This window comes from Thiocystis violacea, from assembly GCF_016583575.1.
GTDB lineage: Bacteria > Pseudomonadota > Gammaproteobacteria > Chromatiales > Chromatiaceae > Thiocystis > Thiocystis violacea.
The window spans coordinates 1-14287 of sequence record NZ_NRRG01000078.1 but is presented as its reverse complement, the minus strand read 5'-3'; the positions used below and the strand labels follow the sequence as shown (position 1 = coordinate 14287).

Below are 14287 nucleotides of genomic sequence, written 5' to 3'. Positions count from 1 at the left end.
CTTAACCCAAATCTTGACACCCTCACTCCTAAACCAGGAACCCGATCCCCGGCCCGGCATCCAAGCCTCCCGCCCTCCTCCTCGAACGGCCGCGCAGTCTAACAAATTACAAATGCCCGTCAAGACCGAAAGAAACAGCTTCCAACTCCGATCTGCCCGGCTTCGCGTCCGGGCAAGACCCGGGCGGAAGACGGGGATTGGTCGATTACAACCCGGTGGCCTCGACGACGGCCTCGACAACACGCTGCTGCATCTCCTCGGTCAGATAGGGATGCATCGGCAAACTGATGACTCGGCTGGCGACGGAGGCGCTAACCGGCCACTCCGCGCCCGGCAGGCCGACGTGGAAGACCGGCTGATCATTCAAGGGAATCGGATAATGAACCGCGGTTGGAATCCCCTGCTGACCGAGTTTCTCGGCGACCTCGTCCCGGCTCGGAACTTGCAGCGTATATTGAGCATGGACGGACAGGTTGTCGGGATGGACGAAGGGTGTCAGCACGGAGCCTCCACCGACATCCGTCGAAACGGCCCCGCGTGCGTTCAGAAGTTCGGTGTAGCGGGCGCCCAAGCGCGACCGCGCCTCGACCTCCTCGGGGAAGATGCCCATCTTGACCAGGAGTATGGCGGCCTGAATGGTATCCAGGCGCGCGTTCAGACCCAGGCGCGGATGATGGTAGCGACGGTCCTGGCCGTGATTGCGGATCTCCCGAAGCGCCTGAGCGATGGCGTCGTCGTCGGTGAAGCAGGCGCCGGCGTCACCATAGGCCCCCAAGGGTTTGGCGGGGAAGAACGAGGTACAGCCGATCCTGGAGAGCCCGCAGGAACGCCGCCCACGATAGCTGGCCCCGAAACTCTGCGCGGCGTCCTCGATCACAGGCAAGCGATGCCGCTCGGCGACCGCGTTGATCGCGTCCATGTCCGCGCACTGTCCATAGAGCGCGACCGGCATGATGGCGCGAGTTCGGCCCGTGATGGCGTCTTCCAGCTTGTCGGGATCCATGTTGTAGGTCACCGGATCGATATCGACGAACACTGGGCGCGCGCCAAGCAGGGCGATCATCTCCCCGGTGGCGATGAAGGTGAAGGGCGTGGTGATGACCTCGTCGCCTCGGCCGATCTCAAGCGCCATCATGGCCGCCAGCAGGGCGTCGGTTCCACTCGACAGCCCAACGCAATGTCGAACCCCGACGAAATCGGCGAGCCGTTCCTCCAACTCCTGGATCTCCGGCCCCATGATGAATTGGCCATGCTCGAGGACGGCCTCGATCCTGGCCTTCACTTCCCGGTCGATCCGGCCATATTGTGTCTTCAAATCGATAAATTGCATTCGGATTGCCTTGGCGACCGCGTCGCCATCCTGTGATTGAGTCGGGAGCGACAGGCCGCTGCCGCCGGAAAACACCACGCCCGGCCGTCGATGACTACCGGGATCGGACCCATCGACCCAAGCCTCGGACGGCCCGCGGCTGGTCGCGCACTCCAGGGAACGCTCAGGGAACGAGAATCCGCACGGTCTCGGACGGACGCAGCCCGTCGTCTGGTGTGACGTCGAAAATGACATCCAGGTAGTAAACCGCGCCCTCCAGTTCGACCCGCACGGATTGCACCCCCAGGCTGTAAATACTCCCCTCGCGAACGACTCCGCTCAGGTTGACCCGAGCGCTCTGCCCCGGCCTGAAGCGCCTGAGCACATTGGCCGTGACCAAGGCCCTGGCCAGCATCCGGCCGTCCGGGGCGAGGATGATCGGTGGGTTCTGCTGGAGTGTCTTGTAGATCACCTCGCCCTTCCAGGCATGACGAGCGACCACGATGCCATCGAAGGGGGCGCGCAGCTCGGTACGCTCGAGAGCGACCAGATTCGATGCCTCGACGGCCTTCGCCGCCTCCAGTTCGGCGACCGCCGCCACCTGCTTCAGCTCGGCGTCCTTGAGCTCCTCGGTCGCGATCAGCCCACGGTCGAACAATTCCTGGGCACGGGCGCGCTCGCGCTGAGCCTGCTCGCCCGCCACCTGGGCGCGAGCCACCCGAGCACGCGCTTCCAGAAGCTTGGCGCGGGCCTCGCGCTGATCCATGCGCAGGAGAAGCTCGCCTTGCTTGACGCGCTGCCCGGCGCTGACGGTGACCTCCTCCACGACGCCGTTTTCCAGAACCCGCATCTCGATTTCATGCACCCATTCGAGCCACCCCTTGAGTTCGGTGGCGGCCGGGGCCTGAACGGAGATCAACAGTAACAAGGGGGCTAACAACCAGAAAGGCATGAATCAGGGCTCCTGCTCGTCCGCCGTCCACAAAGGCCGATCGCTCAGCGCGTTCAGCTCGGCCCAGGTCAAGGCCTGACAATAGGCAATCCGCTGCTCTTGCATTCTGGAGCCCGTCTGCTGGCTCATGGAATAGCCTAAATCCGCCGCCGCCTCCAGGTCGTACAGGGTTCGGCTCTCATCCAGCTTGATGTCGCGCCACAAGGACTCGGTCCGCGCGCTCCCTTGTACCGAAGTCAACAGCCGCAGCCGCAGCAAGAGCTCCGTGATCCGCTGCTTCAGCTCCAGCTCGATCAGCGCCCGATCGGCCGGACCATGGCCCTCGGCCAGCGCGCGCGACGCCTCGCCCGCGAGCGCCAGGGCGAGCACCGAGTCGAGATCGGGCGGCACCTCCGGCGGCGCGGGCAAGACGGGCTCCCGAAGATCCCGCACCGGATCCTCCGGCCGACCAAGTGCCTGGGCCAGCAGGAAACGGGTCAACTGCTGCCCGGTCTCGCTCGCGGCCCGGCGATGCAGGGTGTTCTGATAGACGGCTTCGAGCTCAAGCACCCGCAACTCGGAGACCTGACCCAGTTCCTGGCGCACCCTGGCCCGATCGAATTGAATATAGGCGACCGCCATGGCCTCGCTTTCGGTGGCAAAACTCAAGTCCGCCAAGAGCACGTCGAAAAAACGCTCCATGACATCAAGCCGCTGCGCCGCCAAGGGCGTCAACAGGGCCTGGTTCGGTCGATCGAGGTCGGGATCCGGCGTCTGGCTGTCGGTGAAGGCCAGACGATGACAGCCCAGATAGAGCGATGCCCGTCTCGGAAAGCGCGCGACGATCTCGGGAGAAGCGGTCAGGCGAGGATGGGCGTCAAGTTCGCTCAAGGCCCGGCCGAGGTCGAGCGCCTCCGGCGCGGCCCGCGGGGAAGCGACGAAGGTTAGACATATAAGGAATATCAGCGCGACCGTTATCGGCATCGCCTCGGAGTGGAGCGGAAACATAGGGATCCGGGTCATCGAGGGGTTCAGGCTGCCATGAATTGAATCAAACCGATCCTGACTCGGAGGTCGACCGCGATCGAGACGTTCGGTTGGACGGATATACCATGGATGCCACCGGAGCAGAACAGCCCAGATCACCCGATCGACAGGGCTCTCGGCAACCCGAGCGACCCAAACCACCGCTGGAACTTCGCCACCCCGACGAAGGCCGGGAAAACTCGTGCGCGACGCCGCCTCTGGCGCCTATCCTTGATAGGAATGAGGATCGAGACCAGCGGCAAGACACTCAAGGCATTCCCGGCTTCTTGCATCGGTAAATCGCGCTCGGGAGAATGGCGCGATTCTAGAGACTGCTCGCGAATTAGCAACCAGAGGTCGACCAGGCGCGCGCCGACGGCTTGGCTCGGCTTCGGATATAGAGTCGTCATCGCCGTTTCGGGTGACTTCGATCCATGCAGTGGCGGGTTCCAGAGCCGGCACCTTTCAGCGAACGAGGAATGATTCCATGCGCCAACCCTTGATCCGTCTCGCCAGCGCCGGCCTGGCGCTCCTGCTGTCCGGCCCCATCCAGGCCGCAGACTTGGACGTGGACGTGGAACCGACCCAGGAAGCCCGTCCGCCCGCCACCTTCGAGGGATCCGTCTGGCGGCTCTCGGCTTACCAGTCCTCGCCGGGGCTGGTGGAGGTCGTGCCCAACTCGCGACCAACCCGCTTTCGCTTCGAGGCGGGACGGATGTCGGGTAGCACGGGCTGCAACCAGATCCAGGGCTCCTATAGACTCGATGGCGCGATCATCACCTTTGAAAATGGACTCGCCGCCACCCAGATGGGCTGTCCGCCGCCGCTGATGGCGCAGGAGAAGGCGATCATCCAAGCCATCAAGGCCGTCGCGACCTACCGGCACGAGGAAGGCCGCCTGGAGTTGCTCGATGCCGGAGGGAAACCCCTGCTGCGCTTCGCCTCGAACAAGCCGGCCGATCTCGAGGGCCGGGTCTGGAAGCTCGATCGCTACGACAATGGCCAAAAGGCCCTGGTCACGCCCGTCAAGGGCAGCGAGATCAGCCTGACGTTCGACACGCAGGGCCGGATCGGCGGATCGGATGGCTGCAATCGCTACATGAGCGGCTTCAGGCGCGATGGCGATACCCTGTCCATTGGCCCGATCGCCACGACCCGCATGGCTTGCCAGGCGAGTGACGGACGCGCCGAGCAGGCCAGATCCTACGCCTCGGCCCTGGGCCGGGTGACCGCCTTCCGGATCGAGGGCGATCAATTGACCTTGCTCGACGCGGATGGCGGAACCGCCGCCCACTTCCAGGCCGAAGCGAGCATTGAGGGCGTCGCGGCGGCTCAATGAAGGCCGGAGCCGGGCCAGAGTCTCGGCCGCACCCAAGCCGAAGGCGACCATGTATACTCGACCGCCCAGGCCACCCTTTCGGACCGGATCGTCACATGCACTGCTGGGCGCGTAACCTTTTCATTCTGGTTGTCGTCTCCCTGGGCACCCTCGGGATGCTCGGTGCCTGTGGTCAGAAGGGGGACCTTTATCTGCCCGAACCCGAACCCGAGGAGCCGACGCCACCCGGCGCCGATGTCCCGCTGGTGCCGGGGTATCCAACGAACCCAGGGACGACGGGCATCGACCAACGCATCGATCAACACTAAGCCAGGTTCCTCACCAAGCCGCATGGATCACTTCAACGACCGCGACGGTATCCTCCACGCCGAGGAGGTGCCACTCACCGAGATCGCCGAACGCTTCGGCACGCCCACCTACGTCTACTCGCGCGCCACGCTGGAACGTCATTGGCGCGCCTTCGACCGGGCCTTCCGCGATCATCCGCACCTGATCTGCTTCGCCGTCAAGGCGAATGCCAATCTCGCGGTCCTGAACGTGCTGGCGCGCCTGGGTTCGGGTTTCGACATCGTCTCCCTGGGCGAGTTGGAGCGCGTGCTGGCGGCGGGCGGCGACCCCGGCAAGATCGTCTTCTCGGGAGTCGGCAAGCGCGCGGACGAGATCCGACGCGCGCTGGAAGTCGGCATCCGCTGCTTCAACGTCGAATCGGAATCCGAACTCATCCGCCTCGATCGTCTCGCCGGCGAGCTTGGCGTCAAGGCTCCGGTGTCCCTGCGCGTCAATCCGGACGTGGATGCCCTGACGCATCCCTACATCGCCACAGGCCTCAAGGAGAACAAATTCGGCATCGACATCCAGGTCGCCGAGTCGGTCTATGCCCTGGCCGCAGCCATGCCGAACCTCAAGGTGATCGGGATCGACTGCCACATCGGCTCGCAATTGACCGATCTCGCGCCCTTCATCGACGCCCTCGGTCGGGTCTTGACCCTGGCCGACCGACTCCGCGCCTCGGGAATCGCCATCGAACATCTCGATCTGGGCGGCGGTCTCGGTATCCGTTATCGCGAGGAACACCCACCGGAGCCCGCGGCCTATGCCGCCGCCGTGAGCTACCAGTTGGCCAAGCGTCCCTACGAGGTGATCCTGGAGCCTGGGCGTGCCATCGCGGGTAATGCCGGCATCCTCCTGACCCGCGTGGAATATCTCAAGCACAACCACCGCCGCTTCGCGGTCGTCGACGCCGCCATGAACGATCTGCTCCGCCCCGCCCTCTATCAGGCCGATCAGGAGATCGTCCCGGTGGTCCGGGAGAGCGAAGCCGAGCCGCTGCGTTACGATATCGTCGGCCCAGTGTGCGAAACCGCCGATTTCCTGGGCAAGGAGCGCATCCTGGCACTCAACGAAGGCGACCTGCTCGCGGTGCGCGGAAGCGGCGCCTACGGCTTCTCCATGAGCTCGAATTACAACAGCCGTCCGCGCGTGGCCGAGGTCATGGTCGACGGCGACCAGGCCTATCTGGTGCGCGAGCGCGAGACGATCGCGGATCTTTACGCGGGCGAGCATCCGTTGCCATGAAGCGTCGACCCGAACCCGAGCTGATGGAGTCCGAGGACCAGGCGCTCGCCTACGCCAGGGCGGACTTCAACGAATCCAACAGGCTCTTCATCGAGCTGCTGGGTCGACTCAAGCCCGGACCACTCGTCGGCGCCCAGGCGCTCGATCTGGGCTGTGGACCCGCGGATATCGTCATCCGTTTCCTGCATGCCTACCCCAAGGCGAGCTGCGACGCGCTCGACGGTTCGCGGCCCATGCTCGATCACGCCCAAGCCGCGCTCGACGTCCAGCCCGACATCGGCCAGCGCTGCCGCCTGATTCATGACGTCATTCCCTCGGACCAACTGGCGCGCGGCCATTACGATCTCATCCTGTCCAACAGCCTGCTGCATCATCTGCACGATCCCGGCGTGCTCTGGCGGACCATCCAGGACACGGCCAAGCCGGGCGCGCTGGTACTGATCATGGATCTCATGCGTCCGGCCTCGGCGGGCTGGGCCGAGGCCCTGGTGGAGACCTATGCCGAGGGCGAGCCGGAGGTTCTGCGGGCCGATTTCCGCAACTCGCTGTACGCCGCGTTCGAGCCACGAGAGGTCGTGGCGCAACTCGCCGAGGCCGGTCTCGACAGGCTGGAGGTCGGAGTCGTCAGCGATCGGCATCTGGCCGTCATGGGACGCCTGCCGACATGAGCCAGGCCGCTCATCCCGCCTTCAACCAGCCGAATCCAGTCTCGCCATGAAACGGCGTTTCACCAAGATGCAGGGCCTCGGCAACGACTTCGTGGTCTTCGATGCCGTGCGCCAGCGGGTCGACCTGGACGCGGAGCGCATCCGCCGGCTCGCCGATCGCCGCTTCGGCATCGGCTGCGATCAGATCCTCCTGGTCGAGCCGCCACGTCTGGCCGGAACCGACTTTCACTACCGCATCTTCAATGCCGATGGCTCGGAGGTCGAGCAATGCGGCAATGGCGCCCGTTGCTTTGCCCGCTTCGTCCGCGACCAGGGACTGACCGACAAGGACGAAATCCCGGTCGGCACCGCCGCCGGGCCGATTCGGCTCTATCTGGAGTCGGACGAACAGGTCCGGGTCGACATGGGCGAACCCGAGTTCGAACCGGCCCGGATCCCCTTCCAGGCGGAACACGCCAGCCTGACTTACGACCTCGTGGTGGACGGCCAGACCCTCGTCATCGGTGCCCTCTCCATGGGGAATCCGCATGCCGTGCTGATCGTGGATGACCTGGATGTCGCTCCGGTGGGCGTACTTGGACCGCGCCTCGAATCGCACCCGCGATTTCCCCGGCGGGTGAACGCGGGCTTCATGCAAATCCTCTCGCCGACGCACATCCGGCTGAGGGTCCATGAGCGCGGCGCGGGCGAGACGCTCGCCTGCGGCACCGGCGCCTGCGCCGCCGTGGTGAGCGGCCGGATGCGCGAGCGCCTGGAGGCCCGTGTGCGGGTCAGCCTTCCGGGAGGGGATCTGATGATCGAGTGGCTCGGGCCGACGCATGGCGTCTGGATGACAGGCCCGGCCGTTACCGTATTCGAGGGAGAAATCGAGCGATGAGGAGACGACCTTGAGCCGTCAGCAGGCCGAACAAAACGGCGGCGAGGATCCCGACCTGGAACGCCTCGTCGCCGATTATCTCCTCCAACACCCGGACTTCCTGTCCCGCAACACCGACCTGCTGGCCGCCATCCAGGTACCGCATCTGGTCGGCGGCGCCGTCTCGCTGATCGAGCATCAGGTTCGGATTCTGCGCCGGCAGCTTGAGGCCGAGCGCCATCGTCTCACCCATCTCATCTCTCGCGCGCGCGAATACGAGGCCCTCTCGACGCGGCTGCATGGTCTGGTTCTGCAACTCATGGCCGTCGATGACGCGGACACGCTCTGCCATCTGTTACGCGAAGCCATGCTCCGGGAGTTCCATGCCGAGGCGTTGGCCTTCAAGCTGTTCGCGCTCGGCACCTCGGACGCGGGGTCCGAGGATCCATTGACCGCCGCCTTTCATGACTTCATCGACCGCGAACATGCCCTGTGCGGTCCACTGAGCGCGGAGCGGGCCGTCATGCTGTTCGGAGACATGGGCGGGAACATCAAGACGGCCGCGCTGGTTCCGATCCGCGTCGATGGCCAATCCGGCGTGCTCGCCATCGGGAGCGAGGACATCGAACGCTTCCACCCCGACATGGGGACGGATTTCCTGGACCGGTTGGGCGAGCTCATCAGCCAGAAGCTCAGAACCGTTAGACTCGCGCATTGCCGCCATTCCTGACGCCACGACCCATGAACGACACCAGCGCGGCGAGTCCGATCGAGCCCTTTCTCGCCCACCTGGCCCATGAGCGACGTCTCGCCGCCCACACCCTCACCAATTACCGCCGCGACCTGGAGGGAATCGCCGCCTGGCTGAAAGAGCGGGATGACGACGGATCGATCGAACGGCTCGACGAGACCACCGTCAGGCTCTATGTCTCCTGGCGACACCGTCAGGGCGCCTCGGGCAAGACCTTGCAGCGCGAATTGTCCAGTCTGCGCAGCCTCTATCGCTGGCTGTTGCGCGAAGGTCGCGCCAAGGTCAATCCGGCCATCGGGATCCGCGCGCCCAAGAGCCCCCGCAAGCTGCCGAGCACGCTGGACGCGGATCAGCTCTGCGGGCTGCTGGATCGGGTGGACGAGGACAGCCTGTCGATCCGCGACGCGGCCATGATCGAACTCTTCTATTCCTCGGGTCTGCGGCTGGCCGAGCTGGTCTCGGTCAATCTGGGCGACATCGACATGGTGGATGGGGAGTTGAGCGTCCTCGGCAAGGGGGCCAAGACACGTCGCGTGCCCGTGGGGCAAAAGGCCCGCGAGGCCATTCAGCGCTGGCTCGGAGCGCGGCCGGCCCTGGCCTCGCGCGAGGAGCCGGCGCTGTTCGTCAGCCAACGCGGCACCCGTATTCATCCACGGACCGTCGAGCAGCGTCTCGCGCGCTGGGCGCGACAGCAAGGCGCGACACGCGGTCTGCATCCCCATCTGCTCAGACACAGTTTCGCGACCCATCTGCTAGAGTCGTCCGGGGATCTGAGAGCCGTTCAGGAATTGCTCGGCCACGCGGACATCGGAACCACCCAGATCTACACCCATCTGGACTTCCAGCACCTGGCGCAGGTCTATGACCAAGCGCATCCGCGGGCGAGGAAGAAGACCGATTCATCGGCGGAGGGAATGGAACAGGATCCGCCGGATTGACAGGATCGGAGAGGATTTTAATCCTGTAAATCCTGTCCATTTCCGGAGCTTTAGGGTATGGACTTTCCCGGAAATCGCCTTAATCCGAATCGCCTCGGCACCACGACCTCGCGCCAACACCCATCGGGTCATCGATCCCCCAAGGATCCCGCCATGCTGCTGTCCCCAAAATACCGCTTCCTGTTCGTCCACATCGCCAAGACCGGCGGGACCAGCGTGCGCGCCGCGCTGGAGGGGTTGCGCTGGCGCGATCCCTGGTACTACCCCATGTTTCTGTGCAGCCGTCTCAGTCACCTGAGCGGACACCGCCTCGCCACCAAACTGCCGCGTCACGCGAAGGTGGTCGCGGCCAAGGAGTTGCTGCCCAGGGACTATTTCGATTCGCTCTTCAAATTCGCCTTCGTGCGCAACCCCTGGGATCTGCAAGTGAGCTCGTTCCACCACATTCGGCGGGAGCGACCGCATTATCTGGGCGGGCACGAGACCTTCGAGAGTTTTCTGCGCTGGAAGCTCGATCCCGAGCGTCCTTATCAGTACCACATCGACACCTCGATCACGCCGCAGACGGACTATCTGATCGATCTTGGCGGACAGGTGGTGGTCGACTTCATCGGGCGATACGAGCGACTGCACACGGACTTTGCCACCGTTTGCACGCGGATTGGTCTCCAGCCCATCGCTCTACCCCACGCCCGACAGGCCCGGGATCGGCGACAGGACTATCGGTCCTATTACACGAACGCGACAGCCGAGTTGGTCGCGACCCATTTCGCCCGGGACATCCGGATGCTCGACTATCGATTCGATGGGGAAGCGGTGGAGGATTAAGCACCGGCCGAGATCTCGCGAGGCCGGCGATAAACCCGCGCGACCTCGCGATCCCGAGCCTTCTCAGGCGCGGGGAACCAAGTCCCGATAGGCGTGCCAGGTCGCATGGCCGACGAGCGGGATAGCTAGGAAGAGCCCCAGATAGAAGGTCACCAGACCGACTCCGACGATGAGCACGATCAAGCCGGCCCAGAGCAGCATGGGTCCGGGATTCATCATCACCGCGCGCGCGCTGGTGCGCATGGCGGTCAGGGCGTCGACATGCCGATCCATCAGCAGGGGCACGGTGATGGCCATGACGCAAAAGACGCCGAACGCGAAAACGGCCCCGACCAGGGTGACGGCGAGCAAAACCAGATTGTGCTCACCGGAGAGAAACACCACCGGGATGAAATTCTCGAACGTCGGAAAGGGGTCGCTGAAGAGCATGACGACCAGCACGACGGACGTCAGCAACCAGGCCTGGAGCGCCACGAAGAGAAACCCCGTGACCAGGCCGAGCTGGCCCTGATTACGTTTGAACGCCTCCAGCGCCTGGCAGGTCTTGAGTGACTCGCCCCGCTCCAGGTGCGCGCTCATCTGATAGAGACCGATGGCCAGCAACGGCGCCATCAGAAAGAAGCCCGCCACGAGAAAGGGCACCAGAAAGGTCAGTTGACCCAGGATGATCAGCAGGGTCATCAGCCCACTCAGCAGGACGATTCCGGTCCCATACGTCAGGCTATAGCCCGGCGCGGCCTGAATATCCTTCCAACCCTTGCGCAGCCATTCCCAGGGATGCCCGAAATCGATGACCCTTACGCGCAAACTCTCCTGCCGGCTCATCTGGCCGGCCATGACGACCTGTTGCATCGCGAATTCCTCCAAAACGAAATCTTATGTGTTATTGGTCGAGGCACTGGGGATCCCGATCGCAAGACATCGATCTGGATCGCCGGGATCTTGCCGGTATTGAACGACATGGCCAATCCATGCCGCGAAGCCCTACGCTCCCCCTAGGCCATGAAATCGGAATTCAACGATCCACGAGTTTCCACTGGAAGGCAAGCAAAACCTAGCGATTTCCCAATCCTGAGAATTCGAATTTCTTATGTCGGCATTCATCGATCCGGCCGGGCCAGTCGTCCAGTCGTCCCAGGCACCGCGCAAGAACGCCGGCTATCCATTAGACTGACGGATCGCAATTGACGCCACCGAGGGCGCTCCAACGGTATCGCCCCGGTCAGCACTGGAGCCACTGATCCCTATGAACCCCGCCCCTTTCAACGAAATCGCCGACGGCGTCTACTGCATCGAGACCGGCCTGTATCGTCATGGGCTTGCCGCCTGTTACCTGGTCCGCTCGGGTGATCGCCTGGCCTTCGTCGACACCGGAACCTCCAACGCGGTCCCTGGACTGCTCGGCGTGATCGACGCGCTCGGCCTGTCGCCCGGCCATGTCGACTATGTGATGCCGACCCACGTCCATCTCGACCACGCCGGAGGCTCCGGCCACCTGATGGCGGCCTGTCCCCAGGCCCGTCTGGTGATTCATCCCAAGGGCGCGCCACACATCCTGGATCCCAGCAAGCTCATCGCCGGGGCCATGCTCGTGTACGGCGAGGAAGGTTTCGCGAGAGATTTCGGCACGCTTCTGCCCGTTCCCGAGGCGCGGCTCATCCGCGCCGAGGACGGACAGATCTTCGACCTGAACGGGCGCGCCCTGACCTTCATCGATACACCCGGCCATGCCAACCACCACGGATGCCTCCTCGATGCCCGAACGTGCGCCTTCTTCACCGGCGACACCTTCGGCATCGCCTATCGCGAGTTCAACACCACCGCTGGTCCCTGGCTGTACGCCCCGACCACCCCGGTCGCCTTCGACCCCGAGTCCTGGCTGGCCAGCCTCGACAAACTCATGGCCCATGACCCGCAAGCCATGTACCTGACCCACTATGGTCGTGTCGATCGCCCCGCCAGCCTGGTCGATGCGCTTCGACGGAGCATCCGGGATCTGGCCGCGATCGCGCTGGCGGAGGAAGGACAGGCCGACGATCAACGGCAGAACCGGATCAAGGCGGGCGTCACGGCGCATCTTTTGGCCAGCGCGCGCGCTCACGGGGTCGATCTCGACGACGCGCGGATCCTGGAGCTTTTGAGCGTCGATACCGAGCTCAATGCCCAGGGGCTCGAGGTCTGGCTGAAACGCCGCGAGAAACGGACGGACGCCTGATCCCCACCGCCCCGTCGGCCCGAGTCTCGGGCCGACCCATGCCCCTCTCCGTTGGCTCGCACCGAAACGACCCCCAGGTTCAGGGTTCCGAATCACGGGGATGCGCGCATGACCTTCGCCTTCGACAACAGCTACGCCCGACTGCCCGAGCGCTTCCACGCGCGCCTGTCGCCAGTCCCGGTCGCCCGGCCGACGCTGGTCAGGCTCAACCGACCCCTGGCCCGGCGGCTCGGACTCGATCCAGAGGCACTGAGTTCGCCGGAAGGGCTGGCCGTACTCGCGGGCAACGCCGTGCCCCATGGCGCGGAGCCCCTGGCCATGGCCTATGCCGGGCATCAGTTCGGGAATTTCGTCGCGCGACTGGGCGACGGTCGGGCGATCCTCCTGGGCGAGATCCTGGATCCGTCCGGCGAGCGCTTCGACATCCAGCTCAAGGGCTCGGGCCGCACGCCCTTCTCCCGCGCCGGGGATGGGCGGGCCTGGCTCGGGCCGGTGTTGCGGGAATATCTCGTCAGCGAGGCCATGCGGGCGCTCGGCATCCCGACGACGCGGGTGCTCGCGGCGGTGACCACCGGCGAGCCGGTCTATCGCGAGACCAGCCGGCCAGGGGCGATCCTGACCCGCGTGGCGCGCGGCCATGTACGCATCGGAACCTTCGAGTATTTCTCAGCGCGCGGGGACCGGGAGGCCGTGCGTGAGCTTGCCGACTATGTGATCGCGCGCCACGACCCCGAGGCACGCGCGGCCGAGCGTCCCTATCGGGCGCTGCTGGATACGGTGGTCGCGCGCCAGGCGGATCTAGTCGCCCGCTGGCTCGGCGTCGGCTTCATCCATGGCGTGATGAATACCGACAACATGTCGATCGCGGGCGAGACCATCGACTATGGCCCCTGCGCCTTCATGGATGCCTATGACCCCGGCACGGTCTTCAGCTCGATCGACCACCGGGGACGTTACGCCTATGGCAACCAGCCCCGCGTCGCCCAGTGGAATCTGGCCCGTCTCGCCCAGTCGCTGCTGCCGCTCCTCGATGAAGACCAGGACAAGGCCATCCAGGACGCCCAGGCCGCGATCGACGCCTTCCCCCAACGCTTCGAGCAGGCGTACCTCGGGATCTTTCGAGCCAAGCTGGGCCTGCTGGAGCCGCGCGCGGACGATGCAGATCTGATCGACGCCCTGCTGGAGCGGATGGCCGAAACGCGCGCCGACTTCACCAACGGCTTCCGCGCCCTGTGCGCGCTCGCCGCCGGGACGGACGAGGCCCGGTCGGCGCCGCTGGGCGAAGACGGGGCCTTCACGGACTGGATCAGACGCTGGCGCGCCCGCCTGGCCCAGGAAGCGGCGACCCCCAGCGAGCGAGCCGCCCGGATGCGCCGCGCCAATCCGGCGGTGATCCCCCGCAACCATCGGGTCGAAGCGGCACTCGAGGCGGCGGTCGCGGGCGACTTCCGAGGCTTCGACGCGCTGGAACGGGTGCTCGCCAATCCCTGGGACGATCGCCCGGACATGGACCCCTATACGCGCCCGCCCGAACCCCATGAGATCGTGCGAGAGACTTTCTGTGGAACCTGATGTTTCAATTCACGCCCAGCCAAGCCGGGCGATACAGCACTCAAGAGATTACACCTTGTAAGTTAGTTTTGTCCGGTTGTAGGTTTGTTTTACCCGTCTCAGACCGTAACCCCTCTGATTTCGAGATCGTGGGAGAGCTTGGGTCGATGCGGGGTTTTCCTCAACAACCCGAACAGTTGCCAGGGCGTAAAGCCCGATTCTGCAAGGCGGGGTATAGGGAGGGATGAGCATGCATTCTGAAACCTGTTGGGTTGGTGTAGACGTCTCGAAGTCAACCTT

The 14287-nt window shown here is 64.7% G+C and carries 14 protein-coding genes; 10 read left to right on the top strand and 4 right to left on the bottom strand.

Annotated elements, in window-relative coordinates:
* Positions 1 to 205: 205 nt before the first annotated feature.
* From CKO27_RS21950 to CKO27_RS21940, 3 genes are all read right to left on the bottom strand, one after another.
* Positions 206 to 1330, bottom strand: a complete 1125-nt coding sequence (locus tag CKO27_RS21950) for a DegT/DnrJ/EryC1/StrS family aminotransferase (RefSeq protein ID WP_200377062.1) — start codon at positions 1328 to 1330, stop codon at positions 206 to 208.
* A gap of 163 nt (positions 1331 to 1493) precedes the next feature.
* Positions 1494 to 2261: an efflux RND transporter periplasmic adaptor subunit gene (locus tag CKO27_RS21945; RefSeq protein ID WP_200377061.1), complete on the bottom strand. Its 768-nt coding sequence runs from the start codon at positions 2259 to 2261 to the stop codon at positions 1494 to 1496.
* Between the two features lie 3 nt (positions 2262 to 2264).
* Positions 2265 to 3131 carry a TolC family protein gene (locus CKO27_RS21940; RefSeq protein ID WP_242471069.1) on the bottom strand — a complete coding sequence of 289 codons (867 nt, stop codon included), beginning with the start codon at positions 3129 to 3131 and terminating at the stop codon, positions 2265 to 2267.
* Positions 3132 to 3753: 622 nt separating this feature from the next.
* Here CKO27_RS21940 and CKO27_RS21935 point away from each other — a divergent pair.
* From CKO27_RS21935 to CKO27_RS21900, 8 genes are all read left to right on the top strand, one after another.
* Positions 3754 to 4605: an META domain-containing protein gene (locus CKO27_RS21935; protein ID WP_200377060.1), complete on the top strand. Its 852-nt coding sequence runs from the start codon at positions 3754 to 3756 to the stop codon at positions 4603 to 4605.
* A 95-nt stretch (positions 4606 to 4700) separates the two neighbouring features.
* Positions 4701 to 4913 carry an LPS translocon maturation chaperone LptM gene (gene lptM / locus CKO27_RS21930; RefSeq protein WP_200377059.1) on the top strand — a complete coding sequence of 71 codons (213 nt, stop codon included), beginning with the start codon at positions 4701 to 4703 and terminating at the stop codon, positions 4911 to 4913.
* A gap of 22 nt (positions 4914 to 4935) precedes the next feature.
* Positions 4936 to 6180, top strand: coding sequence for a diaminopimelate decarboxylase (gene lysA / locus CKO27_RS21925; protein ID WP_200377058.1), 1245 nt, complete (start codon positions 4936 to 4938; stop codon positions 6178 to 6180).
* Positions 6177 to 6848 (top strand): class I SAM-dependent methyltransferase, encoded by a 672-nt coding sequence (locus CKO27_RS21920; RefSeq protein WP_200377057.1) that lies wholly within the window; start codon positions 6177 to 6179, stop codon positions 6846 to 6848. The genes lysA and CKO27_RS21920 overlap by 4 nt, the downstream gene beginning before the upstream one ends.
* Positions 6849 to 6894: 46 nt before the next feature.
* Complete coding sequence (gene dapF / locus CKO27_RS21915; protein WP_200377056.1) at positions 6895 to 7725, top strand: diaminopimelate epimerase; 831 nt, start codon at positions 6895 to 6897, stop codon at positions 7723 to 7725.
* A gap of 10 nt (positions 7726 to 7735) precedes the next feature.
* The gene (locus CKO27_RS21910) at positions 7736 to 8434 is read left to right on the top strand and encodes a DUF484 family protein (RefSeq protein ID WP_200377055.1); all 699 of its coding nucleotides are present in this window, start codon (positions 7736 to 7738) and stop codon (positions 8432 to 8434) included.
* A gap of 11 nt (positions 8435 to 8445) precedes the next feature.
* Positions 8446 to 9393 carry a tyrosine recombinase XerC gene (gene xerC, locus CKO27_RS21905; RefSeq protein ID WP_200377054.1) on the top strand — a complete coding sequence of 316 codons (948 nt, stop codon included), beginning with the start codon at positions 8446 to 8448 and terminating at the stop codon, positions 9391 to 9393.
* Positions 9394 to 9546: 153 nt separating this feature from the next.
* Positions 9547 to 10221: a sulfotransferase family 2 domain-containing protein gene (locus CKO27_RS21900; RefSeq protein ID WP_200377053.1), complete on the top strand. Its 675-nt coding sequence runs from the start codon at positions 9547 to 9549 to the stop codon at positions 10219 to 10221.
* A 63-nt stretch (positions 10222 to 10284) separates the two neighbouring features.
* Here the strand turns inward: CKO27_RS21900 and CKO27_RS21895 are convergent, their stop codons facing one another.
* Positions 10285 to 11073: a DUF2189 domain-containing protein gene (locus CKO27_RS21895; RefSeq protein ID WP_200377052.1), complete on the bottom strand. Its 789-nt coding sequence runs from the start codon at positions 11071 to 11073 to the stop codon at positions 10285 to 10287.
* Between the two features lie 394 nt (positions 11074 to 11467).
* Between CKO27_RS21895 and CKO27_RS21890 the strand changes: the two genes are divergently transcribed.
* Together CKO27_RS21890 and CKO27_RS21885 are read left to right on the top strand one after the other, a co-directional pair.
* Entirely contained in the window at positions 11468 to 12436 is a 969-nt protein-coding gene (locus tag CKO27_RS21890; protein ID WP_200377051.1) for an MBL fold metallo-hydrolase, read from the top strand.
* Between the two features lie 108 nt (positions 12437 to 12544).
* Positions 12545 to 14008, top strand: a complete 1464-nt coding sequence (locus CKO27_RS21885) for a protein adenylyltransferase SelO (RefSeq protein ID WP_200377050.1) — start codon at positions 12545 to 12547, stop codon at positions 14006 to 14008.
* The last annotated feature ends 279 nt before the right edge of the window (positions 14009 to 14287 follow it).

Excerpts from the sequence above, each read along its gene's own strand:
- xerC (WP_200377054.1), top strand. The coding sequence starts at position 8,446 with ATGAACGACACCAGCGCGGCGAGTCCGATCGAGCCCTTTCTCGCCCAC.
- CKO27_RS21935 (WP_200377060.1), top strand. The coding sequence starts at position 3,754 with ATGCGCCAACCCTTGATCCGTCTCGCCAGCGCCGGCCTGGCGCTCCTG.
- lptM (WP_200377059.1), top strand. The coding sequence starts at position 4,701 with ATGCACTGCTGGGCGCGTAACCTTTTCATTCTGGTTGTCGTCTCCCTG.
- CKO27_RS21950 (WP_200377062.1), bottom strand. The coding sequence starts at position 1,330 with ATGCAATTTATCGATTTGAAGACACAATATGGCCGGATCGACCGGGAA.
- CKO27_RS21945 (WP_200377061.1), bottom strand. The coding sequence starts at position 2,261 with ATGCCTTTCTGGTTGTTAGCCCCCTTGTTACTGTTGATCTCCGTTCAG.
- CKO27_RS21885 (WP_200377050.1), top strand. The coding sequence starts at position 12,545 with ATGACCTTCGCCTTCGACAACAGCTACGCCCGACTGCCCGAGCGCTTC.
- CKO27_RS21900 (WP_200377053.1), top strand. The coding sequence starts at position 9,547 with ATGCTGCTGTCCCCAAAATACCGCTTCCTGTTCGTCCACATCGCCAAG.
- dapF (WP_200377056.1), top strand. The coding sequence starts at position 6,895 with ATGAAACGGCGTTTCACCAAGATGCAGGGCCTCGGCAACGACTTCGTG.
- CKO27_RS21920 (WP_200377057.1), top strand. The coding sequence starts at position 6,177 with ATGAAGCGTCGACCCGAACCCGAGCTGATGGAGTCCGAGGACCAGGCG.
- CKO27_RS21890 (WP_200377051.1), top strand. The coding sequence starts at position 11,468 with ATGAACCCCGCCCCTTTCAACGAAATCGCCGACGGCGTCTACTGCATC.
- CKO27_RS21895 (WP_200377052.1), bottom strand. The coding sequence starts at position 11,073 with ATGCAACAGGTCGTCATGGCCGGCCAGATGAGCCGGCAGGAGAGTTTG.
- lysA (WP_200377058.1), top strand. The coding sequence starts at position 4,936 with ATGGATCACTTCAACGACCGCGACGGTATCCTCCACGCCGAGGAGGTG.